At 72.3% G+C, this 23,324-nt stretch carries 21 protein-coding genes; 17 read left to right on the plus strand and 4 right to left on the minus strand.

Annotated features, from left to right (window positions below; translation table 11 throughout):
* Positions 1–42: 42 nt before the first annotated feature.
* Both BX286_RS26205 and BX286_RS26210 read right to left on the minus strand, forming a co-directional pair.
* Entirely contained in the window at positions 43–1,029 is a 987-nt protein-coding gene (locus BX286_RS26205; protein ID WP_079429975.1) for an LLM class flavin-dependent oxidoreductase, read from the minus strand.
* Positions 1,030–1,094: 65 nt separating this feature from the next.
* Positions 1,095–2,558 carry a cytosine permease gene (locus BX286_RS26210; RefSeq protein ID WP_079429976.1) on the minus strand — a complete coding sequence of 488 codons (1,464 nt, stop codon included), beginning with the start codon at positions 2,556–2,558 and terminating at the stop codon, positions 1,095–1,097.
* A 141-nt stretch (positions 2,559–2,699) separates the two neighbouring features.
* Between BX286_RS26210 and ftsY the strand changes: the two genes are divergently transcribed.
* Positions 2,700–3,920, plus strand: a complete 1,221-nt coding sequence (ftsY, locus tag BX286_RS26215; RefSeq protein WP_079429977.1) for a signal recognition particle-docking protein FtsY — start codon at positions 2,700–2,702, stop codon at positions 3,918–3,920.
* An 84-nt stretch (positions 3,921–4,004) separates the two neighbouring features.
* Here ftsY and BX286_RS26220 read toward each other — a convergent pair whose 3' ends face one another.
* On the minus strand, positions 4,005–4,673 hold the full coding sequence (locus BX286_RS26220; RefSeq protein WP_079431972.1) for a bifunctional DNA primase/polymerase: 669 nt from the start codon (positions 4,671–4,673) through the stop codon (positions 4,005–4,007).
* Positions 4,674–5,080: 407 nt separating this feature from the next.
* Here BX286_RS26220 and BX286_RS26225 point away from each other — a divergent pair, with 407 nt between their 5' ends.
* The 6 genes from BX286_RS26225 to ftsH all read left to right on the plus strand — a co-directional run bounded on the left by BX286_RS26225 (position 5,081) and on the right by ftsH (position 14,787).
* On the plus strand, positions 5,081–6,559 hold the full coding sequence (locus BX286_RS26225; RefSeq protein ID WP_121016452.1) for a hypothetical protein: 1,479 nt from the start codon (positions 5,081–5,083) through the stop codon (positions 6,557–6,559).
* A gap of 264 nt (positions 6,560–6,823) precedes the next feature.
* A complete protein-coding gene (locus BX286_RS26230; protein WP_079429979.1) occupies positions 6,824–8,170 on the plus strand; it encodes an ammonium transporter in 1,347 nt (448 codons plus the stop codon).
* Positions 8,167–8,505: a P-II family nitrogen regulator gene (locus tag BX286_RS26235; protein ID WP_079429980.1), complete on the plus strand. Its 339-nt coding sequence runs from the start codon at positions 8,167–8,169 to the stop codon at positions 8,503–8,505. Before BX286_RS26230 ends, BX286_RS26235 begins: the two co-directional genes overlap by 4 nt.
* Positions 8,506–8,524: 19 nt before the next feature.
* Positions 8,525–10,960: a [protein-PII] uridylyltransferase gene (locus BX286_RS26240; RefSeq protein ID WP_079429981.1), complete on the plus strand. Its 2,436-nt coding sequence runs from the start codon at positions 8,525–8,527 to the stop codon at positions 10,958–10,960.
* 204 nt (positions 10,961–11,164) lie between these two features.
* A complete protein-coding gene (ffh, locus tag BX286_RS26245; protein ID WP_079429982.1) occupies positions 11,165–12,739 on the plus strand; it encodes a signal recognition particle protein in 1,575 nt (524 codons plus the stop codon).
* A gap of 116 nt (positions 12,740–12,855) precedes the next feature.
* Positions 12,856–14,787, plus strand: a complete 1,932-nt coding sequence (ftsH, locus tag BX286_RS26250; RefSeq protein ID WP_100862790.1) for an ATP-dependent zinc metalloprotease FtsH — start codon at positions 12,856–12,858, stop codon at positions 14,785–14,787.
* Between the two features lie 3 nt (positions 14,788–14,790).
* On the opposite strand, the gene BX286_RS26255 is transcribed toward ftsH, so the two are convergent.
* Entirely contained in the window at positions 14,791–15,498 is a 708-nt protein-coding gene (locus BX286_RS26255) for a methyltransferase type 11 (RefSeq protein WP_079429984.1), read from the minus strand.
* A 131-nt stretch (positions 15,499–15,629) separates the two neighbouring features.
* Here BX286_RS26255 and proS point away from each other — a divergent pair, with 131 nt between their 5' ends.
* The 10 genes from proS to lepB (BX286_RS26305) all read left to right on the plus strand — a co-directional run bounded on the left by proS (position 15,630) and on the right by lepB (BX286_RS26305) (position 23,293).
* Positions 15,630–17,042 carry a proline--tRNA ligase gene (gene proS / locus BX286_RS26260; RefSeq protein WP_079429985.1) on the plus strand — a complete coding sequence of 471 codons (1,413 nt, stop codon included), beginning with the start codon at positions 15,630–15,632 and terminating at the stop codon, positions 17,040–17,042.
* A gap of 201 nt (positions 17,043–17,243) precedes the next feature.
* Complete coding sequence (locus BX286_RS26265; protein ID WP_079429986.1) at positions 17,244–17,840, plus strand: hypothetical protein; 597 nt, start codon at positions 17,244–17,246, stop codon at positions 17,838–17,840.
* 202 nt (positions 17,841–18,042) lie between these two features.
* Positions 18,043–18,480, plus strand: coding sequence for a 30S ribosomal protein S16 (rpsP, locus tag BX286_RS26270; RefSeq protein ID WP_042810018.1), 438 nt, complete (start codon positions 18,043–18,045; stop codon positions 18,478–18,480).
* A 2-nt stretch (positions 18,481–18,482) separates the two neighbouring features.
* The gene (locus tag BX286_RS26275; protein ID WP_042810017.1) at positions 18,483–18,722 is read left to right on the plus strand and encodes an RNA-binding protein; all 240 of its coding nucleotides are present in this window, start codon (positions 18,483–18,485) and stop codon (positions 18,720–18,722) included.
* Positions 18,723–18,807: 85 nt separating this feature from the next.
* On the plus strand, positions 18,808–19,401 hold the full coding sequence (gene rimM, locus BX286_RS26280) for a ribosome maturation factor RimM (RefSeq protein ID WP_079429987.1): 594 nt from the start codon (positions 18,808–18,810) through the stop codon (positions 19,399–19,401).
* Complete coding sequence (trmD, locus tag BX286_RS26285; protein ID WP_079429988.1) at positions 19,401–20,222, plus strand: tRNA (guanosine(37)-N1)-methyltransferase TrmD; 822 nt, start codon at positions 19,401–19,403, stop codon at positions 20,220–20,222. The genes rimM and trmD overlap by 1 nt, the downstream gene beginning before the upstream one ends.
* 132 nt (positions 20,223–20,354) lie before the next feature.
* Positions 20,355–20,705, plus strand: coding sequence for a 50S ribosomal protein L19 (gene rplS, locus BX286_RS26290; protein ID WP_079429989.1), 351 nt, complete (start codon positions 20,355–20,357; stop codon positions 20,703–20,705).
* 44 nt (positions 20,706–20,749) lie between these two features.
* Positions 20,750–21,475, plus strand: coding sequence for a signal peptidase I (lepB, locus tag BX286_RS26295; protein WP_079429990.1), 726 nt, complete (start codon positions 20,750–20,752; stop codon positions 21,473–21,475).
* Between the two features lie 55 nt (positions 21,476–21,530).
* Entirely contained in the window at positions 21,531–22,283 is a 753-nt protein-coding gene (gene lepB / locus BX286_RS26300; protein WP_398898807.1) for a signal peptidase I, read from the plus strand.
* Between the two features lie 113 nt (positions 22,284–22,396).
* The gene (lepB, locus tag BX286_RS26305; protein WP_121016458.1) at positions 22,397–23,293 is read left to right on the plus strand and encodes a signal peptidase I; all 897 of its coding nucleotides are present in this window, start codon (positions 22,397–22,399) and stop codon (positions 23,291–23,293) included.
* Positions 23,294–23,324: the final 31 nt, after the last annotated feature.

The following is a 23,324-nucleotide window of genomic DNA, read 5'->3' on the forward strand; positions in this document are numbered from 1 at the left end:
CCACCCCGCCACCACCCCTCCCCTCCGCGGTGCTGCCCCGGCTCAGTCCCTGAGCCGGGGCAGCACCCGTTCGCACAGCAGCCGCAGGCTGCGCCACCCCTCCTCGGGCGGCATGCCGCCGCACAGCGGGTGCAGTACCAGGTTCCCCGCCCCGCCCGCCTCCCGGCCGAAGGCCACCGCCTCCTCGGGGGAGAGGATCCGGTAGACCCCCTCCGCCCGCAGCTCCTCCACCGTGCGGGCGCCGGAGCGCACCGCCGAGCGGATGTCCTTGGACTGCCAGGAGGCGTACATGCCCGCCTCGTGCAGGAAGTGCTGCCCGTACTGCACCCAGGCCCGGTCCGGGTCCTCCGCGACGTGCAGCAGCGGCGTCCGCTCCGCCGGCATCATGCAGAAGCCCTCGGTGCCGTACTCGGCGAGCCGCTCCCCGTAGTACGCCTCCAGCTCCGGCAGGTGCGCGCTCGGGAAGAACGGCAGCCCCAGCCGCGCCGCCCGCCGCGCCGCCGCCTTCGAGCTCCCGCCCACCAGCAGCATCGGGTGCGGCTGCGTGAAGGGCACCGGGGTGACCTTCACCGTGCGGCCCCGGAACTCGAAGGGCTCGCCCGTCCACGCCTTGAGCAGCGTCTCCAGGAGCTCGTCCTGGAGCCGGCCGCGCCGCCCCCACTCCACCCCGTGCTGCTCGTACTCCTCGGGCCGGTAGCCGATCCCCGCGACCGTCACCAGCCGGCCGCCGCCGATCAGGTCCAGCACGGCGATGTCCTCGGCCACCCTCAGCGGGTCGTGCAGCGGGCCGATGATCGCCGAGACGGTGACCGCGATCCGGCGGGTGGCGCCGAGCACCGCGCCCGCGAACGCGAAGGGGGAGGGCAGCCAGTGGTTGTCCGTGCCGTGGTGCTCCTCCGTCTGGATCGTGTCGATCCCGTGCTCGTCGGCGTAACGGGCCATCTCCACCGCCGCCTGGTAGCGGGCGGCGAGGCTCGCGGGGGTGCCGTTCGGGTCGACGAGGTTGAAGCGGGCCACGGTGATGGGCATGGAGGGGTTCCCCTTCGCCGGATGCGGGGTCGGTCGGGCGAAGGGGGAGGCTAGCTGACGGAGCGTCAGTTGGACAGGGCCCCGGCGGGCTCGCGCCCGGGCTCCACGGCCGTCTCTCCCGCCGCCGGGGCGGGGGAGGCCGTGCCGGGCAGTACGGCGTACAGCCCGCCGGAGGTGAGGATGCCGGCCACCCAGCCCAGGCCGTTCTCGCCGATCCAGGTCGTCGCGAGCGGCCCGGTGAACCAGTCCACTTTGGTGAACAGCGTGCCCACCACCAGCGCCGTGCCCCAGGCCGTCATCGCCTGCCAGGCGAAGCCGCCCCGGTACCAGTAGGCGCTGGTGCGCGTGGTGTCCAGCAGTGCCGCGCCGTCGTAGGAGGTGCGGCGCAGCATGTCCACGCCGAAGACCCCGATCCAGGCGGAGAAGGCCACGGCCAGCAGGGTCAGGAAGGAGATGAACGAGCCGAAGAAGCCGGTCGCCACCACCATCAGCAGGAAGCCGAAGACCAGGCTGATGACGGCGTTGACGCTGACCGCCCAGGCGCGCGGCACCTTGATGCCGAGCGTCTGCGCGGTGAAGCCGGCGGAGTACATCGACATCGAGTTGATCAGCAGCATGCCGAGGAGGGCGATCAGCAGGTAGGGGACCGCGATCCAGGTCGGCAGCAGCTCACCGATGAAGGAGACCGGGTCCTGGGCGCCGGCCAGGTCCGGGGTCCCGACGGCCATCACCGCACCCATCAGCACCATCGGCAGCACCACCACGCCCGCGCCGCCGATCGTCGCGCCGACCACGCCCTTGGCGGAGGCGGTCCGGGGCAGGTAGCGGGTGAAGTCCGGGCCGGAGGGCACCCAGCTGATGCCGCCCGCCGCGATGGTGCCGATGCCCGCGATCATCATCGCCGTGGAACCGGCCGGCTTGCCGAGGACGGCGGACCAGTCGGTGGTGAAGAGCAGATAGCCGAGCACCAGCACGCTGAAGGCGCCGAAGAGGTACGTCGACCAGGTCGAGCAGACCCGCAGCGCCTTGATCCCGAGCCCGGAGACCACGAAGGTGCAGCCCACGAAGAACAGCAGGGTGACCACGATCAGGGCGGTGTTGCTCTTGACGCCGAAGAGCAGGTCGAGCACGGTCAGGACGGCGTAGGCGCCGCTGACCGCGTTGATCGTCTCCCAGCCCCAGCGGGCCACCCAGATCAGCGCCCCGGGGAAGAGGTTCCCGCGCTGGCCGAAGACGGCCCGCGAGAGCGCCATGCCGGGGGCGCCGCCGCGCTTGCCCGCGAGCGAGATCAGCCCGACGAGCCCGTACGAGACCACCGGCGCGGCGACCGCGACGACCAGCACCTGCCAGATGTTGAGCTCGTTGAAGATCACCAGGCCCGCGCCCATGGTGAGCAGCAGCACGCTGATGTTCGCGGCCACCCAGGTGGGTATGAGCTCGCGGACCCGACCGCCGCGCTCGCCGTCCGGGACGGGCTCCAGGCCCCGGCTCTCGACTGCGCCGTCGGCGGCCTTCTCTTCAGCAGGCATGGGTACTCCGTGGAAGCGGGTGGGGACAATCCGCCCATCATCGTAGAAGTGGCGTTAAGACCACAAATGGCGGACCGGCACCTGGTGGGAACGTCCAAGGTCCGGGGGTGGGGGTGGCCCGTGGCAGATACTGGGGTGGTTATGGAAATCCTGATCCTTGCTGTAGTCATCGCCCTGGTCGCGGTCGGCGCGATCAGCGGGCTCGTGGTCAGCAGCCGCAAGAAGAAGCAGCTGCCCCCCACGGCACCGTCGAGCACGCCGACCATCACTGCCCCGCCTGCCGAACCGCAGGTGGGGGAGGACGCCGTAGAGACGGCGGAAGAACCGCGCCGCACCATCGAGGAGGTCGGGCTCCCGGAGGCGGAGGCCGAGGCTGCTCCGGTGGAGGCGCCGGCCGCGGAGCCCGAGGCCCCGGCCGCCCCCGAGATCGAGGTGCCCGAGCCCACGGCCGGCCGCCTGGTCCGGCTGCGCGCGCGGCTCGCCCGTTCGCAGAACTCCCTCGGCAAGGGCCTGCTCACGCTGCTCTCGCGCGAGCACCTCGACGAGGACACCTGGGAGGAGATCGAGGAGACCCTCCTCATCGCCGACGTCGGTGTCACCCCCACCCAGGAGCTGGTGGAGCGGCTGCGCGAGCGGGTCAAGGTGCTCGGCACCCGCACCCCCGCCGAACTGCGCGGCCTGCTGAAGGAGGAGCTGGTCGCCCTCGTCGGCACCGACTTCGACCGCGCCGTGAAGACCGAGAGCGGTACCGACACCCCGGCCGTCGTGATGGTCGTCGGCGTCAACGGCACCGGCAAGACCACCACCACCGGCAAGCTCGCCCGCGTGCTCGTCGCCGACGGCCGCAGCGTGGTCCTCGGCGCCGCCGACACCTTCCGCGCCGCCGCCGCCGACCAGCTCCAGACCTGGGGCGAGCGCGTCGGGGCCCGTACCGTGCGCGGTCCCGAGGGCGGCGACCCCGCTTCGATCGCCTACGACGCGGTCAAGGAGGGCATCGCCGAGGGCGCCGACGTCGTGCTCATCGACACCGCCGGCCGGCTGCACACCAAGACCGGCCTCATGGACGAGCTCGGCAAGGTCAAGCGCGTCGTGGAGAAGCACGGCCCGCTGGACGAGGTCCTGCTGGTCCTCGACGCCACCACCGGCCAGAACGGCCTGACCCAGGCGCGCGTGTTCGCCGAGGTCGTGGACATCACCGGCATCGTGCTCACCAAGCTCGACGGCACCGCCAAGGGCGGCATCGTCGTCGCCGTCCAGCGCGCGCTGGGCGTCCCGGTCAAGCTGATCGGCCTCGGCGAGGGCGCCGACGACCTGGCCCCCTTCGAGCCGGAGGCGTTCGTGGACGCCCTGATCGGCGACTGAGCGGCCGCACCCGCCCCGCAGACGAGTGCCCCCGCGTCCGGAACTCCGGTACGCGGGGGCACTGCCGTGTGCCGGGGGAGGCCGTCAGCGCCGGAAGCGGTGACAGGTGTAGGCGAGGGTGCCCAGCAGGAGCCGGGCCTGCGGGGGCCCGCCCGCACAGTCCAGTGCGGGCCCGCGCAGCCAGACCGCCGGGCCGAGGCCCGCGTGGTCGCAGGGCGGGGCCGTCAGGAAGGAGCCGTGGCCGAGGGCGCGCAGGTCCAGGTCCGCGTCGTCCCAGCCCATCCGGTACAGCAGCTCGGGCAGTTCGGCCGCGGCGCCGGGGGCCACGAAGAACTGGGCCCGGCCGTCCGGGGTCGCGGTCACCGGACCGAGCGGCAGCCCCATCCGCTCCATGCGGACCAGGGCGCGCCGGCCGGCCTCGGCGGAGACCTCGATGACGTCGAAGGTGCGGCCGACGGGGAGCAGGATCGCCGCGCCCGGGTACTCGCCCCAGATCTCGGTGACCTCGTCCAGGGTGGCGCCGCCCGGCACGGTGGGAGCGAAGTCCAGCGGATGCGCCCCCGGCATGAGGCAGTTCGCATGACCGCAGGAGCAGTCGCGGGCCGGAGCCGCGGCGCGGGCGCCGGGGACCGCGTCCCAGCCCCAGAGGCCGGTGTACTCCGCCACCGTCGTGCACTCCGAGGTGCGGCCGCGGCGCCGGACGCCGGAACGGAATTCCTTGGTGCTGCGGCTGCCGCCGATCGTGAAGCCCATGCCCATGCCCCCTCCAACGGGTCGGACGCGCCGGTGGTTACGACGTCGGCGAGACCTCTCGGGAGCCGGGTGAAGCACGCCTTCCACCCGGGGCCGCCCGGCGCACTCCTCGCCGCGCGCGCCCCGGCCGCGCTCCCGTCCAACCGTTCCGTTTCGCCTTCCTGTCAAGTGAATCGCGCCCGGCCGGTGGCGAGTTCATTCGAAGGGGTGGCGAATGGTGGCGTTTCTCGAAGCGATGTCGCCGACGGGGTGATCGTAGGATTACTTTCGGTGCACGAAACCCGGAGGCAGGCCCATTCGTGGGTATGCCGGAGGCAATGTGTGGAGGACCTGTGAAGGTCCCAGGCGGCAGGGGTCGCCCCGGCCAGGGTTTCGTGTGAAGAGGCGATGCGGATGGGGGCGTTCCAGTGAGCGGCAGCGGCGCAAGCGGAACGAGCGGGGAATCGGCCGCCCGCAACGAACAGCTGACCTCGTGGTTCGTCCGCAGCGGCTGGTCCAAGGGCGAGCTCGCCCGCCAGGTCAACCGCCGGGCCCGGCAGATGGGCGCCCACCACATCAGCACCGACACCTCCCGCGTCCGCCGCTGGCTCGACGGCGAACAGCCCCGCGAACCCGTGCCGCGCATCCTCTCGGAGCTCTTCTCCGAACGCTTCGGCGCCGTCGTCGCCATCGAACAGCTCGGCCTGCGCAGCGCCCACCAGACCCCCTCCGTCTCCGGCGTCGACCTGCCCTGGGCGGGCCCGCAGACCGTGGAACTGCTCAGCGAGTTCTCCCGCAGCGACCTCATGCTGGCCCGCCGCGGCTTCCTCGGCACCTCCCTCGCCCTCTCCGCCGGCCCCGCCCTCATCGAGCCCATGCAGCGCTGGCTCGTCCCGGCCCCGGCCGCCGACCCCGGGCCGCGCGAACCGGACCCCTCCGGCTACCGGCCGCCCCGGCTCTCCGACCCGGAACTCGACCTCCTCGAAGCCACCACCGTGATGTTCCGCCAGTGGGACGCCCAGTGCGGCGGCGGACTGCGCCGCAAGGCCGTCGTCGGACAGCTCCACGAGGTCACCGATCTGCTCCAGGAGAACCACCCGGCCCCCGTCATGAAGCGGCTCTTCAAGGTGGCCGCCGAACTCGCCGAGCTCGCCGGCTGGATGAGCTACGACGTCGGCCTGCACCCCACCGCCCAGAAGTACTTCGTCCTCGCGCTGCACGCCGCGAAGGAGGCCGGGGACAAGCCGCTGGGCTCGTACATCCTCTCCGGCATGAGCCGCCAGATGATCCACCTCGGCCGCCCCGAGGACGCCCTGAAACTCATCCACCTCGCCCAGTACGGCAGCCGCGACTGCGCCGGACCCCGCACCCAGGCCATGCTCTACGCCATGGAGGCCCGCGCCTACGCCAACATGGGCCAGCCCAGCCGCTGCAAGCGGGCCGTGCGCATGGCCGAGGACACCTTCGGCGACGTCGGCTTCGACGGCGAACCGGAACCGGACTGGATCCGCTTCTTCTCCGAGGCCGAACTCAACGGCGAGAACTCCCACTCCTACCGGGACCTGGCCTACGTCGCCGGGCGCAGCCCCACCTACGCCTCCCTCGCCGAACCCGTCATGGAACGGGCCGTCGAGCTCTTCGCCAAGGACGGGGAGCACCAGCGCTCCTACGCCCTCAACCTCATCGGCATGGCCACCGTCCACCTGCTCCAGCGCGAACCCGAGCAGGCGGCCGTCCTCGTCGACCAGGCCCTCGACGTGGCGCGAAAAGTGCGCTCCGAACGGGTGAACACCCGGCTCCGCAAGACCGTCGACACCGCCGCCCGTGAATACGGCGACGTCGCCGAGGTGGTCCGGCTGACCGACCTCCTCGCCTCCCGCCTCCCCGAGGCCGCCGAGGCCGTCTGAGCCGCCCCGCGCCCCCGGCGCCCCGCCTGACGGGCACCCGAGACCCGCCTGACCCTCACCTGACACGGACCGGACCCGGACCTCACCGGTTCATTCAGGCGTAACACGCACGACCTCTTCGTCATCGGAGCGAAACACCGAGCGGCGCCGCCGGAAACCGGCCTGCGCGAACCTCAGGGCCAATAACCGGCCAGACCTTACCGCCGCCGCTCAGGTACCCCACGATCGCCCGCACGCGAACGTACCGACGACGAGGAGACGCCGATGGCATCAGCCATCACGACCCTCGCTGCAGACACCCCGACCCTGTCTGCCGCGAACACCGGGTTCATGCTCATCTGCTCCGCCCTGGTCATGCTGATGACCCCGGGACTCGCCTTCTTCTACGGAGGCATGGTCCGTGTCAAGAGCAGCCTCAACATGCTGATGATGAGCTTCGTCAGCCTGGGGATCGTGACGATCCTGTGGGTGCTCTACGGCTTCAGCCTCGCCTTCGGCACCGACGCCGGCTCGGTCATCGGCTGGAACTCCGACTACGTCGGCCTCAGCGGCATCGGCCTCACCGAGCTGTGGGACGGCTACACCATCCCCGTCTACGTCTTCGCCGTCTTCCAGCTGATGTTCGCGGTCATCACCCCCGCCCTGATCAGCGGCGCCCTCGCCGACCGCGTCAAGTTCAGCGCCTGGGTGCTCTTCACCGCCCTGTGGGTCACCGTCGTCTACTTCCCCGTCGCCCACTGGGTCTGGGGCGCCGGCGGCTGGCTGTTCAAGCTCGGCGTCATCGACTTCGCCGGCGGCACCGCCGTCCACATCAACGCCGGCGCCGCAGCCCTGGGCGTCATCCTCGTCATCGGCAAGCGCGTCGGCTTCAAGAAGGACCCGATGCGCCCCCACAGCCTCCCCCTCGTGATGCTCGGCGCCGGCCTGCTCTGGTTCGGCTGGTTCGGCTTCAACGCCGGATCCTGGCTCGGCAACGACGACGGCGTCGGCGCCGTGATGTTCGTCAACACCCAGGTCGCCACCGCCGCCGCCATGCTCGCCTGGCTCGCCTACGAGAAGCTGCGCCACGGCTCCTTCACCACCCTCGGCGCCGCCTCCGGCGCGGTCGCCGGTCTCGTCGCCATCACCCCCGCCGGCGGCTCCGTCAGCCCGCTCGGCGCGATCGCCGTCGGCGCCATCGCCGGCGTGCTCTGCGCCATGGCCGTCGGCCTCAAGTACAGGTTCGGCTACGACGACTCCCTCGACGTGGTCGGCGTCCACCTCGTCGGCGGCGTCGCGGGCTCCCTCCTCGTCGGCCTCTTCGCCACCGGCGGCGTCCAGTCCGACGCCAAGGGCCTGTTCTACGGCGGCGGCTTCGAACAGCTCGGCAAGCAGGCGATCGGAGTCTTCTCCGTTCTCGCCTACTCCCTCGTCGTATCGGCGATCATGGCCTTCCTCATCGACAGGACCATCGGGATGCGGGTCGCCGAGGACGTCGAGGTCTCCGGCATCGACCAGGCCGAGCACGCCGAGACCGCCTACGACTTCAGCGGCGCCGGTGGCGGGATCTCCGCCCGCCCCGCCGCCTCCCACGCCCCGGTGGCCGCCGCCAACAAGAAGGTCGACGCATGAAGCTGATCACCGCGATCGTCAAGCCCTACAAGCTCGACGACATCAAGGAAGCCCTCCAGGCCTTCGGGGTCCAGGGCCTGACCGTCTCCGAGGCCAGCGGGTACGGCCGCCAGCGCGGCCACACCGAGGTCTACCGCGGCGCCGAGTACACCGTGGACCTCGTACCCAAGATCCGCATCGAGGTCCTCGCCGACGACGACGAGGCCGAGGAGCTCGTCAACGTCATCGTCAGCGCCGCCCGCACCGAGAAGATCGGCGACGGCAAGGTGTGGAGCGTCCCCGTGGACTCGGTCGTCCGGGTCCGCACCGGCGAGCGCGGCGCCGACGCCCTCTAGCGGACCACGGGAGCCACCGGTGACGAGCGTCGAAGAGACCACGGAAGACCCCACCGGCCCCGGACCCGGCGGATACGCCGCGGCCCGGCTGCGACTCCTGCAGGAGGAGTCGCGGTCCGGGCCGTCCCGGCGTTCCGGCCTGTCCGCCCTGACCGACCGGTGGCTGAACGAGCTGTTCGCGACCGCCGCGCAGGAGACCGGGGTACGCGGCGCGGCCCTCGTCGCCGTCGGCGGCTACGGACGCGGCGAACTCTCCCCGCGCAGCGACCTCGACCTGCTGCTGCTCCACGACGGCAAGGCCCGCCCCCAGGCGCTGGGAGCCCTCGCCGACCGCCTCTGGTACCCCGTCTGGGACACCGGGGTCGCCCTCGACCACTCCGTACGGACCCCCGGCGAGGCCCGCAAGGTCGCCGCCGAGGACCTCAAGGCCCACCTCGGGCTGCTCGACGCCCGGCTCGTCGCCGGCGACGCCGGCCTGCTCGCCGGACTGCGCACCTCCGTGCTCGCCGACTGGCGCAACCAGGCCCCCAAGCGGCTGCCGCAGCTGCACGCCCTGTGCCGGGAGCGGGCCGACCGGGCCGGGGAGCTGCGCTTCCTGCTGGAGCCCGACCTCAAGGAGGCGCGCGGCGGCATCCGCGACGCCACCGCCCTGCGGGCCGTCGCCGCCTCCTGGCTGGCCGACGCCCCCCGCGAGGGGCTCGACGGGGCCCGGCGCCGGCTGATGGACGCGCGGGACGCCCTGCACCTGGTCACCGGCCGGGCCACCGACCGGCTCTCCCTCCAGGAACAGCCCCAGGTCGCCGCCCGGCTGGGGCTGCTCGACGCGGACGCGCTGCTGCGCGAGGTGTACGAGGCCGCCCGGGTGGTCGCCTACGCGGGCGACGTCACCTGGCGGGAGGTCGGACGGGTGCTGCGGGCCCGGGCCGCCCGGCCGAGGCTGCGGGGGCTGCTGGGCACCCGGGGCGCGGCGGCCGCCGCCGAGCGGGCGCCGCTGGCCGAGGGGGTCGTGGAGGCCGAGGGGGAGGCCGTGCTGGCGCTGGCCGCCCGGCCGGAACGGGACCCCGTGCTGCCCCTGCGGCTGGGTGCGGCCGCCGCACAGGCCGGGCTGCCCGTCTCGCTGCACGCCGTACGCCGGATCGCGGCCCAGGCCCGGCCGCTGCCCGTGCCCTGGCCGGCCGAGGCGCGGGAACAGCTGCTGACCCTGCTCGGCGCGGGGGAGCCGATGGTGGCCGTGTGGGAGGCGCTGGAGGCCGAGGGGCTGATCAGCCGGCTGCTGCCCGACTGGGAGCGCGTGCGCTGCCGCCCCCAGCACAACCCCGTGCACACCTGGACCGTGGACCGGCACCTGATCGAGACGGCCGTACGGGCCTCCGCGCTGACCCGCCGGGTCGGCCGGCCCGACCTGCTGCTGATGGCGGCCCTGCTGCACGACATCGGCAAGGGCTGGCCCGGAGACCACTCCGTCGTCGGCGAGACCATCGCCCGCGACATGGCCGCGCGGGTGGGCTTCGACGCCGCGGACACCGCGGTGCTGGGCACCCTCGTACGCCACCACCTGCTGCTCGTGGACACCGCGACCCGTCGTGACCTCGACGACCCGGCGACCGTCACCGCGGTGGCCCGGGCCGTCGGCTCCACTGGCACCCTGGAGATCCTGCACGCCCTGACCGAGGCCGACGCCCTCGCCACCGGGCCGGCGGCCTGGAGCACCTGGCGGGGTTCCCTGGTGGCCGACCTGGTGCGGCGCGTCGCCGCCGTGCTGAGCGGGGCCCCGCCCGCCGACCCCGAGCCCGACCTCCCCACCGCCGAGCAGGAGCGCCTGGCACTGGAGGCCCTGCGCACCGGGGAACCCGTGCTCACCCTGCACGCCCGGCAGGAGGAGGAGGACGACGCCGTCGGGGTCGAGCTGGTCGTGGCCGTCCCGGACCAGCCCGGCGTGCTCCCGGCGGTGTCCGGGGTGCTGGCGCTGCACCGGCTGACCGTACGGGCGGCGGACCTGCGGTTCCTGGAACTGCCGGACCACCTGGGGGAGGTGCTGGTGCTGCGGTGGCGGGTGGCGGCGGAGTACGGGGCGCTGCCGCAGGCGGCCCGGCTGCGGACGGACCTGGTACGGGCGCTGGACGGCTCCCTCGACGTCCCGGCGAAGCTGGCCGCCCGCGAGGCGGCGTACCCGCGCCGGCGGGGGGTCGTCCCCCCGCCGCCCCGCGTCACGGTGGTCCCCGAGGTCTCCCCGCTGGCCACGGTCCTGGAGGTCCGCGCCCCCGACGCGGTGGGGCTCCTCCACCGGATCGGCCGGGCCCTGGAGTCGTCCGGGGTCCGGGTGCGCAGCGCGCACGTCTCCACCCTGGGGGCGAACGCGGTGGACACCGTCTACGTGGTCGACCCGGACGGCAAACCCCTGCCGCCGCCGGCGGCGTCCGCCGTCGCCACGTTGATCGAGGCCGCCCTGACGTAGACCGCTGCGCGGCTGGAATTGCCGCGCAGCGGTAGCCGGGGGAGCGTGAGGCGCGGGTCTGGGGCGGAGCCCCGGGAAACGGTGAAAGGGCGGCTGGAGGACCGCTCCGCGCAGCGGCCCTGTGACCCCGCCCCCGGGGAGCGGCGGGGGCGGATACCCTGGGGGGCGACCATCACGCCCCCGACCCGAGGAATCGCGACCACCGTGTTCGATACGCTTTCCGACCGCCTCAGCGCGACCTTCAAGTCCCTCCGGGGCAAAGGCCGCCTCTCCGAGCAGGACATCGACGCTGCGGCGCGGGAAATCCGTATCGCCCTCCTCGAGGCCGACGTCGCGCTCCCCGTCGTCCGCTCCTTCATCGCGAACGTCAAGGAAAGGGCCCGCGGCGAGGAGGTCAGCAAGGCGCTGAACCCCGGCCAGCAGGTCCTGAAGATCGTCAACGACGAGCTGGTCTCGATCCTCGGCGGCGAGACCCGCCGCCTGCGCTTCGCCAAGACCGCGCCGACCGTCATCATGCTGGCCGGTCTCCAGGGTGCCGGTAAGACCACCCTCGCCGGAAAGCTCGGCCTCTGGCTCAAGGGGCAGGGCCACTCCCCGCTCCTCGTCGCCTGCGACCTCCAGCGCCCCAACGCCGTCAACCAGCTCAGCGTCGTCGCCGAGCGGGCCGGTGTGGCCGTCTACGCGCCCGCGCCCGGCAACGGCGTCGGCGACCCGGTCCAGGTGGCCAAGGACTCGATCGAGTACGCGCGCACCAAGCAGTACGACATCGTCATCGTCGACACCGCCGGCCGCCTCGGCATCGACGCCGAGCTGATGCAGCAGGCCGCGGACATCCGCGACGCCGTCAGCCCCGACGAGATCCTCTTCGTCGTCGACGCCATGATCGGCCAGGACGCGGTCAACACCGCCGAGGCCTTCCGTGACGGCGTCGGCTTCGACGGCGTGGTGCTCTCCAAGCTCGACGGCGACGCCCGCGGTGGTGCCGCGCTCTCCATCGCGCACGTCACCGGCAAGCAGATCATGTTCGCCTCGAACGGCGAGAAGCTCGACGACTTCGACGCCTTCCACCCGGACCGCATGGCGGGCCGGATCCTCGACATGGGTGACATGCTCACCCTCATCGAGCAGGCCGAGAAGACCTTCTCGCAGGCCGAGGCCGAGAAGATGGCGGCCAAGCTCGCCAAGGGCCCCAAGGAGTTCACGCTCGACGACTTCCTGGCCCAGATGGAGCAGGTCCGCAAGATGGGCTCCATCTCCAAGCTCCTCGGCATGCTGCCGGGCATGGGCCAGATCAAGGACCAGATCAACAACATCGACGAGCGCGACGTGGACCGCACCGCCGCGATCATCAAGTCGATGACCCCGGCCGAGCGCCAGGACCCGACGATCATCAACGGCTCGCGCCGCGCCCGTATCGCCAAGGGTTCCGGCGTCGAGGTCAGCGCCGTCAAGAACCTCGTCGAGCGGTTCTTCGACGCCCGCAAGATGATGTCCCGCATGGCCCAGGGCGGCGGCATGCCGGGCATGCCCGGCATCCCCGGGATGGGCGGCGGCCCCGGCCGGCAGAAGAAGCAGGTCAAGCAGGCCAAGGGCAAGCGCAAGAGCGGCAACCCGATGAAGCGCAAGGAAGAGGAGGCCGCGGCAGCGGCCCGGCGCGAGCAGGGCGCCCAGCCCGCGCTCCCCGCCGCCGGCGGCAACCCGTTCGGCCTCCCGGCGGGCGGCGGCCAGCCCGGCCAGGACTTCGACCTGCCGGACGAGTTCAAGAAGTTCATGAAGTAGCGGTCGTACCGCGAAGGCCCCGCCGTGCACGCACGGCGGGGCCTTCGCGCTGCGCGGGCAAGGGTGCGGTTTGTCCCTTATGGTCGGCCGGGAGGACGGCATAAGGAGGCGCCCCCGTGCCCAGCCCCACCCCCGTACCGCCACGCGACCGGGCCGACACCCCCTGGCGCTCCGAGGGCGCCCCGCCCAGCCCACCGCCCCGCAAGAAGATGCCCGGCGGCTGGCGCGGGCTGATCCTCGCCGCCCTGATCGTCTACCTGATCACCAACGTCGTGCTGGGCTTCTTCAACGAGGGCGACGGGCCGACGATCTCGTACACCGAGTTCAGCAAGCAGGTCACCGACGGCAACGTCCAGAAGATCTACTCCAAGGGCGACGCCATCCAGGGCGAGCTCAAGACCAAGCAGCCCGCCCCCGGCGGCCACGGCGACTACCGCAAGTTCGTCACCCAGCGCCCCGCCTTCGCCGACGACCAGCTGTGGACCGGCCTGACCTCCAAGGGCGTCACCGTCACCGCCTCCCCGGTCGTCGAACAGCGCAGCTTCCTCGCCAACCTGCTGATCTCCCTCGCCCCCATGCTGCTGATCGTGGCCCTGTGGCTGCTCATCGCCCGCCGGATGGGCTCCGCCCTGGGCGGGGCCGGCGGGTTCGGCCGCAAGGCGCCGCCCAAACCCGTCGAGCTGGAAGGCGCCAAACGCACCACCTTCGAGGACGTGGCCGGGATCGACGAGGTCGAGGGCGAGCTCAGCGAGGTCGTGGACTTCCTCAAGAACCCCCACCAGTACCACCGGCTCGGCGCCCGCATGCCCGGCGGCGTGCTGCTCGCCGGCCCGCCCGGCACCGGCAAGACCCTCCTCGCCCGCGCCGTCGCGGGCGAGGCCGGGGTGCCCTTCTTCTCGGCCTCCGCCTCCGAGTTCATCGAGATGATCGTCGGCGTCGGCGCCTCCCGGGTGCGCGAGCTGTTCGCCGAGGCCCGCAAGGTCGCCCCGGCGATCATCTTCATCGACGAGATCGACACCATCGGGCGGGCCCGGGCCGGCTCCGCCGGCATGGGCGGCCACGACGAGCGCGAGCAGACCCTCAACCAGATCCTCACCGAGATGGACGGCTTCTCCGGCTCGGAGGGCGTGGTCGTCCTGGCCGCCACCAACCGCGCCGACGTCCTCGACCCCGCCCTGACGCGCCCCGGCCGCTTCGACCGCACCGTCGCCGTCTCCCCGCCCGACCGGGCGGGCCGCGAGGCCATCCTGCGCATCCACACCCGCGACATCCCCCTGGGCCCGGACGTGGACCTGGCCCAGGTGGCCCGCACCACCCCCGGGATGACCGGCGCCGAGCTGGCCAACCTCGCCAACGAGGCCGCCCTGCTGGCGGTCAAGCGCCGCCAGGACGCGGTCACCCAGGCCGACCTCTCCGACGCTCTGGAGAAGGTCCAGCTGGGCGCCGAGCGCCCGCTCGTGATGCCCCAGGAGGAACGCCGCCGCACCGCCTACCACGAGAGCGGCCACGCCCTGCTGGGCATGCTCCAGCCGGGCGCCGACCCCGTCCGCAAGATCACCATCGTGCCGCGCGGCCGCGCGCTGGGCGTCACCCTCTCCACCCCCGACGCCGACCGCTACGCGTACACCGAGCCCTACCTGCGCGGCCGCATCATCGGGGCGCTCGGCGGCATGGCCGCCGAGCACGTGGTCTACAACGTGATCACCACGGGCGCCGAGAGCGACCTCGAACAGGTCACCAACATCGTCCGCGGCATGGTCGGCCGCTGGGGCATGAGCGAGCGCGTCGGCCGCCTCACCGCGATCCCGTCCGACGGCCAGGGCCCCTACGGCCTGACCGCCGCCCCCGCCACCCTGGACGCCGTGGACCACGAGATGCGCCGGATCGTGGACGAGTGCTACGAGGAGGCCTGCCGCCTGCTGGCCGAGAACCGCCCGAAGCTCGACGCCCTGGCGGAGGCCCTGCTGGCCGCCGAGACCCTGGACGAGCGCGCGGCGTACGAGGCGGCCGGCATCCCCCGCCTCGCCAAGGACCACGGCACGGCCTGAGGGCTACGCCACCCGGGCGATGACGTAGCGCAGGATGTTCGGCAGCCAGACGGCGCCGTCGGCCCGCTCGTACGGGTGAAGCGCCTCCGCCAGCTCCTTCTCCGCCAGCGCCGGGTCCGCCGCCGCGCAGGGCCCGGCCCCGGTCCCCGCGACGGGGTACAGCCCGGTCGACAGCAGCCCGCGCACGGCGCTGTCCGCGTCGGCGTACCCGAACGGGCAGAACACCCGCCCCGACCCGTCCGGCACCAGCCCGGCCCCCTCGGCCACCGCGTCCAGGTCCCGGGCCACCGGGCCGCCGCCGAGCACCGCCGGCACCGTGCACCGCTCGGCCGGACCCCAGCCCGCCAGCACCACCGCGCCGCCCCGCCGCACCGAGGGCAGGGCCGCCGCCAGGGCGCCCGCGCCGGGCTCGAAGGCCAGCAGCACGTCGTAGGGGCGCGCCGCGGGCACCGGGGGAGCGGCCACCACCTCCAGCAGCCGCTCCCGGGCCAGCGCCCGCAGGGCCGGGTCGGCCTCCACGCCCGTGGCGGCGGCGCCCCGTCCGGCGGCCAGCAGCAGGGGCAGCCCGGCCCCGCAGCCCAGGCCCAGCAGCCGGGTGCCCGGCCCGACCTCCAGCCGGTCGTAGACCGCCTCGTACAGCGGTACCAGCATCCGTTCCTGGATCTCCGCCCAGTCCCGGGCGACGAGCGTCGCCGTCGGCGTCGGTGTCATCGAAAGAGCGCTCCTGATTCCGTCTCGCCCCCTTGCCCCCGTTGCCAGAGAACTCCCCATCGGCCCCCGCGTCCAGAGGAGTGCGCCACCCGATTCACGCATCCGGGGCCCGGCGCCGTACCATTCGCGCCATGGCAAAGGCACCCGTTCTCACCCCGCAGGCGGAGGATTTCCCCCGCTGGTACCAGGATCTGATCAACAAGGCCGAGCTGGCCGACAACGGTCCGGTCCGCGGCACCATGGTCATCCGGCCGTACGGCTACGGCCTGTGGGAGCGGATGCAGCAGGAGATGGACGCCCGGATCAAGGAAGCCGGTGCCCAGAACGCCTACTTCCCGCTGTTCATCCCGCAGTCGTACCTGACCAGGGAGGCGGAGCACGTCGAGGGCTTCGCCCCCGAGCTCGCGGTCGTCACCCACGGCGGAGGCAAGGAGCTCGAGGAGCCGGTCGTCGTCCGGCCCACCTCCGAGACGATCATCAACGACTACTTCTCCAAGTGGGTCCAGAGCTACCGCGACCTGCCCCTGCTGATCAACCAGTGGGCCAACGTCGTCCGCTGGGAGATGCGCCCCCGCGTCTTCCTCCGTACGAGCGAGTTCCTCTGGCAGGAGGGCCACACCGCCCACGCCACGTACGAGGACGCCCGCGACTACGCCGCGCACATCCACCGGAACGTGTACGGCGACTTCATGACCAACGTGCTCGGCATCGACGTCGTGCTCGGCCGCAAGACCCCCAAGGAGCGCTTCGCCGGCGCCATCAACACCCTCACCCTCGAGGGCATGATGGGCGACGGCAAGGCCCTGCAGATGGGCACGAGCCACGAGCTCGGCACCAACTTCGCCAAGGCCTTCAACACCTCCTACCTCTCCAAGGAGGGGCAGCAGGAGCTGGTCTGGCAGACCTCGTGGGGCGTCTCCACCCGCATGGTCGGCGGCCTGATCATGTCCCACGGCGACGACAACGGCCTGCGCGTCCCGCCGCGCCTGGCGCACGTCCAGGTCGTCGTCATGGCGATCAAGGGCGACGAGGCCGTGGCCAAGGTCCGCGAGCTCGGCGCCCAGCTGAAGGCCTCGGGCCTGCGCGTGCACGTGGACGACCGCGTCGACACCCCCTTCGGCCGCCGCGCCGTGGACTGGGAGCTCAAGGGCGTACCGGTCCGCATCGAGATCGGCCCCCGCGACCTGGAGAACGGCACCGCGATGCTGGCCCGCCGGATCCCCGGCGGGAAGGAGCCGGTGCAGATCGAGGCGCTGGCCGACCTGCTGCCCAAGGTCCTCGACGAGGACCAGGCCCAGCTGCTGCGCGAGTCCCGCGAGCGCCGGATCTCCCGGACGAGCGACGTGGCCACCATCGAGGAGGCCGCCGAGGCCGCCCTCGCCGGCGGCTGGGCGCGGATCCCGTGGAGCGTCCTGGGCCCGGAGGGCGAGGCCAAGCTCGGCGAGCAGGCCGTGACCGTCCGCTGCCTGGTGGCCGAGGACGGGTCGGTTCCGGAGGCCGACGACGCTCCCGGTACCCTCGCGATCGTCGCGCGCTCGTACTGAGTTCCAGCTCCAGCCCCCGGCGCGCGGCTCCGCCCGCGCGCCGGGGGCTGGTTCTTTTGGCCGGCGTTACGTACCGACTCCTCCTGGGATCGGCGCACCCGTCCTCGTCAGGACGCATGAGACTGAACTGACTGGTACGTGCAAAAAATTTGGAATGGCCCGGAATCGGAACACCGGGGCACCCCGGCTCGTTGTCACGACGTGAGCACGACACCACCTGTTCTCGCCGCAGAGCTGGCGCAGGCGTGGGCCGACATTCAGCGGTACCACCCCGAGCTGCCTGACCTTGCCGCGCCCGAGTCCCTGATCGGAGAGTCCTCGTCCGCCTGCGGCGCCGAGCTCTCCTTCGAGCGACTGCTGCACGAGGCAGTCCACGGCATCGCGGCCGCCCGCGGAGTGCGTGACACCTCGCGAGCGGGCCGCTACCACAACCGCAGATTCCTCGCGATCGCCGAGGAGATGGGGCTGGACCACTCCGAGGAGCCGCACGCCAGCAGCGGGTTCTCCCTGGTCTTCCTCAATGCCGAGGCCAAGAAGCGCTACCGCCCCACGATCGAGCGGCTCCAGCGCGCCCTCAAGGCGCACACCGCCGCGACGGCCGCCGACACCAAGCGCAGCTTCCGCGGTCCGGCCGCCCGGCACGGCTCCTCGGGCGGCGGCGTACGCGTCAAGGCCGTCTGCGACTGCGGGCGCAACGTCCGGGTCGTGCCCTCCGTGCTGGCGCAGGCCCCGATCGTGTGCGGCGGCTGCATGAAGCCGTTCCGCATCCCCGAGGTCGCCACCGCGGCGGCGTCCTGACGCGGCGCCCCCGGCGGGCGGTGGTGGTGATCCTCCCCGCTCGGAGGCGTCGCGGGCATGTGGCACAATGGGCAGCTGTACTCGACAGTCGCACAGGACCCCTCTCTCCTCCGGCTGACGCGTCCATCGGGCACCCGAGTACCGCAACCCCACGTGGCATCTCAAGTGCCCAACCACGTCAAGTTCAGGAGACACCACTCCAGTGGCAGTCAAGATCAAGCTCAAGCGCCTCGGTAAGATCCGCTCCCCTCACTACCGCATCGTCGTCGCCGACGCCCGCACCCGCCGGGACGGCCGCGCGATCGAGGAGATCGGCATCTACCAGCCGACGTACAACCCCTCGCGCATCGAGGTCAACGCCGAGCGCGCGCAGTACTGGCTCTCCGTGGGCGCCCAGCCCACCGACGCCGTTCTCGCCATCCTGAAGCTCACCGGTGACTGGCAGGCGCACAAGGGCCTCCCGGCCCCCGCGCCGCTGCTGCAGCCGGCGACGAAGGAAGACAAGCGTCGCTCCTTCGACGAGTTCGCCAAGGCCCTCGAGGGCATCGGCGAGGCCAAGGGCGAGGCCATCACCCAGAAGAAGAAGGCCGACAAGAAGGCGGACGAGGCTGACGCCGCCGCCGAGTCGACCGAGGCCTGAGCATGCTCGAGGAGGCTCTTGAGCACCTCGTAAAGGGCATTGTGGACAACCCCGACGACGTGCAGGTCGCCTCGCGCAACCTGCGCCGCGGGCAGGTGCTCGAGGTCCGGGTGCACCCCGAAGACCTCGGGAAGGTGATCGGCCGCAACGGCCGCACCGCGCGTGCACTGCGTACCGTCGTGGGCGCCATCGGCGGGCGGGGGATCCGCGTCGACCTCGTCGACGTGGACCAGGTCCGCTGAGCAGTTGAATCACCGGCACGGGCCGGGGAGGGCATACGTGCCCGCCCCGGCCCGTCGTCGTCTGGACACGAGAGGCACAAACACAGTGGAGCTGGTAGTCGCGCGGATCGGCCGCGCCCACGGCATCAAGGGTGAGGTCACCGTCGAGGTGCGCACGGACGAGCCCGAGCTGCGGCTCAGCCCCGGCGCCGTGCTCCGCACCGACCCGGCGTCGGTGGGTCCCCTGACCATCGAGACGGGCCGGGTGCACAGCGGCCGCCTCATGCTGCGGTTCGCGGGCGTCAAGGACCGCACCGCGGCCGAGGCGCTGCGCAACACCCTCCTCATCGCGGACGTGGACCCCACGGAGCTGCCGGAGGAGGAGGACGAGTACTACGACCACCAGCTGATGGACCTGGACGTCGTGCTGGAGGACGGCACCGAGATCGGCCGGATCACCGAGATCTCCCACCTGCCCTCGCAGGACCTCTTCATCGTCGAGCGCCCGGACGGCTCCGAGGTGATGATCCCCTTCGTCGAGGAGATCGTCGCGGAGATCGACCTGGAGGAGCAGCGCTGCGTCATCACCCCGCCGCCGGGGCTGATCGACGACCGCGCCGAGGTCGCCTCCGCGCGTGACGCCGAGGCCGAGGCCGAGGCCGCCGGCTCGGAGGCCGCGCGCACCGGGGACGACGCCTGATGCGGCTCGACGTCGTCACGATCTTCCCCGAGTACCTGGAGCCCCTGAACGTCTCCCTCGTCGGCAAGGCGCGGGCCCGCGGGCAGCTCGACGTCCACGTGCACGACCTGCGGGACTGGACGTACGACCGGCACAACACGGTCGACGACACCCCGTACGGCGGCGGCCCGGGCATGGTCATGAAGACCGAGCCGTGGGGCGAGGCCCTGGACGCGGCGCTGGCCGCCGGCTACGAGTCCGGCGCGCACGGCCCCGTCATGGTCGTCCCCACCCCCAGCGGCCGGCCGTTCACCCAGGAACTGGCCGTCGAGCTCTCCGAGCGCCCGTGGCTCATCTTCACCCCCGCCCGGTACGAGGGCATCGACCGCCGCGTCATCGACGAGTACGCCACGCGCATGCCCGTCTACGAGGTCTCCATCGGCGACTACGTGCTGGCGGGCGGAGAGGCGGCCGTCCTGGTCGTCACCGAGGCCGTGGCCCGGCTGCTGCCCGGGGTCCTCGGCAACGCCGAATCGCACCGCGACGACTCCTTCGCCCCCGGCGAGATGGCCAACCTGCTGGAAGGCCCCGTCTACACCAAGCCCCCGCGGTGGCGCGGGCGGGAGATCCCCGAGGTGCTGCTGAGCGGCCACCACGGGAAGATCGCCCGCTGGCGCCGGGACGAGGCCTTCCGGCGGACCGCGCAGAACCGGCCCGATCTGATCGAGCGCTGCGAGGCCTCCGGCTTCGACAAGAAGGACCGCGAGATCCTGAGCATCCTCGGCTGGAAACCGTCCGGAGACGGCCGATTTTGGCGCAGGCCGGAGGTCGTGGAAGAATAGGCGGCTGCTGTGTGCTCGCGGACGCCCCTGCCACAGGGGGATCGTCGTCCGCCGGGTGACACGGCTCTCGAATTCTCTACGGAAACCCGCACCGGCGACCTGTGGCGTCGTGCGAAGAAAGCAGACGAACTCATGTCTCACCTGCTCGATGGCGTCAACTCCGCCTCCCTGCGTACGGACGTCCCGGCCTTCCGCCCGGGTGACACGATCAACGTGCACGTCCGCGTGATCGAGGGCAACCGCTCCCGTATCCAGCAGTTCAAGGGTGTTGTCATCCGCCGCCAGGGCTCCGGCGTCTCGGAGACCTTCACGGTCCGCAAGGTCTCCTTCAGCGTCGGCGTGGAGCGTACCTTCCCGGTCCACTCCCCGATCTTCGAGAAGATCGAGCTCGTCACCCGCGGTGACGTGCGTCGCGCCAAGCTGTACTTCCTCCGTGAGCTCCGCGGCAAGGCCGCGAAGATCAAGGAGAAGCGCGACCGCTGATCTCCTCTCCGGGTCCACGGGAAGGCCGGATAGGCTCCACCCCGATGGACACCGAAGCAGAGCTCACACAGCGCGGCCACTCCTCTCCCGAACAGGGGGAGGGGCGGTCGCGCTCTGCTGTTTCCAGGTCCTGGCGGCGGGCCGGGGTGCTCGGCGTGGTCTGCACGGTCTTCCTGCTGCTGGTCGCCAACCTCGTGGTCCAGCCCTTCCTGATCCCGAGCCGTTCCATGGAGCCGACCCTGGAGGTCGGCGACCGGATCCTGGTGAACAAGCTGGCGTACCGTTTCGGCGCGACGCCGCAGCGCGGGGACGTGGTGGTCTTCGACGGCACCGGGTCCTTCGTACGGGAACCCGCCCGCGGCAACCCGGTCGGCGACGCCCTGCACGGGGCCGCCTCGGCGCTGGGGCTGGCCGATCCCTCCGACACCGACTTCGTGAAGCGGGTCGTGGGAGTCGGCGGGGACGACGTGGTGTGCTGCGACGCGGGCGGCCGGATCCAGGTCAACGGGGTGCCCGTGGCGGAGCCGTACCTGTACCCCGGGGACACCCCCTCGGAGGTGCCCTTCCGGATCGTCGTCCCGCTGGGGACCCTGTGGGTGATGGGCGACCACCGTTCCCAGTCCCGGGACTCGCGGGACCACCTCGGCGAGCCGGGCGGGGGGATGGTGCCGGTGGAGAAGGTGATCGGGCGGGCCGACTGGATCGGCTGGCCGGCGTCCCGCTGGGGCTCCCTGCCGCCGGCGCCCGCCACCGGGGGCCCGCATGGGTAGCCGGGGGCGCCCGCCGGTGCCTGCCGAGGGCGGGGGGCGGGCCCAGCGGCGCCGGATGGCGCGCAAGCTGCGCCGGCGCCGGCGCACCCGGCGGGTCGGCGAGCTGCCGCTGCTGGTGGCGGTGGCCCTGTGCATAGCCCTTCTCCTCAAGACCTTCCTGGTCCAGGCGTTCTTCATCCCGTCCGGCTCGATGGAGCAGACGATCCGGATCGGCGACCGGGTGCTGGTGGACAAGCTGACCCCGTGGTTCGGCTCCAAGGTCGAGCGGGGGGACGTCGTCGTCTTCAAGGACCCCGGAGGATGGCTCAAGGGCGAGGCGGCGCGGCCGGCCCCGGACCCGGCCGGCGTGAAGCAGATCAAGCAGACCCTGACCTTCATCGGCCTGCTGCCCTCCGCCGACGAGCAGGACCTGATCAAGCGCGTCATCGGCATCGGCGGCGACACCGTGGCCTGCTGTGACAACCGGGGGCGGGTGACCGTCAACGGCCGTCCGCTCGATGAGCCTTACGTGTCACCCGGGAACTCGCCCTCCGACATCCCCTTCGAGGTGCACGTCCCCGCCGGGCGGCTCTTCGTGATGGGCGACCACCGGGCCAACTCGGCCGACTCCCGCTACCACCTCGACGAGGCGTTCGACGGCACCATCGACGAGAAGGGCGTGGTGGGACAGGCCGTGGTGATCGCCTGGCCGTTCGGGCACTGGCGCCGGCTGGAGCAGCCCGCGACCTTCCTCGACGTTCCGGACCCGGTCCGCACCGGGCGGCGGCAGCGGCCCGGCCGTCGCCGCCGGGGCACCGCGTTCGCATAGTGTGTTCCCGGTCTCCCGCGCCTTAGGGAACTCCCGCTCGTTAAGGGAGGGGAGGGCCCGCTCCCGATCCGGCGCGGGCGGTCGTTTCCGAGTGAGGAGTGGATGTGGGGGATGTGGCGGTAGGCGCTCGATCCGGACGCGACGAGGGCGAGGAGCGGCCGGACGATGCCGTCACGCACGACACCGACGAGGCGGCTGCGGAGGAGAGGCAGCACCGTTCCTTCTGGAAGGAGCTCCCGCTCCTCATCGGCATCGCCCTGGTGCTGGCCCTGCTGATCAAGACCTTCCTGGTCCAGGCGTTCTCGATCCCGTCCGACTCGATGCAGAACACCCTGCAGCGCGGTGACCGGGTGCTGGTGGACAAGCTGACCCCCTGGTTCGGCTCGGAGCCCGAGCGCGGCGAGGTCGTCGTCTTCCACGACCCCGCGCACTGGCTGGAGGGGGAGCCCACCCCGGAGCCCAATGTCGTGCAGAAGGTCCTCAGCTGGATCGGCCTGATGCCGTCCGCCGAGGAGAAGGACCTGATCAAGCGGACCATCGCCATCGGCGGGGACACCGTGGAGTGCAAGCGGGGCGGCCCGGTCGTGGTCAACGGCAAGCCGCTGGACGAGCCCTACATCTTCCCCGGCAACACCCCCTGCGACGACGCGCCGTTCGGGCCGGTCACCGTGCCCAAGGGCAAGATCTGGGTGATGGGCGACCACCGTCAGAACTCCCAGGACTCCCGCTACCACATGCAGGACTCCACCCAGGGCTTCGTACCCGTCAAGGACGTCGTCGGGCGGGCCGTCGTCGTCGCCTGGCCGGTCACCCGCTGGGCCACCCTGCCGGTCCCGGACACCTTCGACCAGAAGGGCATCGACAAGCAGCTCCCGGCGCCCCTGCACTCGCCGCAGGCCTCCGGCCCCGGCGTGGCCGACGTCAACTCGGCGGCCCTGGGGCTCGTGGGCGCCGTGCCCCTCATCCTGTGGCGCCGCAGGAGGCTGACCCAGGGCTCTACCGCCCGGTAGGGTGCCGCCCAGGCCGGCCATCGCCGGGTGG

Origin of the sequence: Streptomyces sp. 3211.6, from assembly GCF_003634815.1 — a bacterium.
In the GTDB taxonomy this organism is placed as follows: Bacteria; Actinomycetota; Actinomycetes; order Streptomycetales; family Streptomycetaceae; genus Streptomyces; species Streptomyces katrae_A.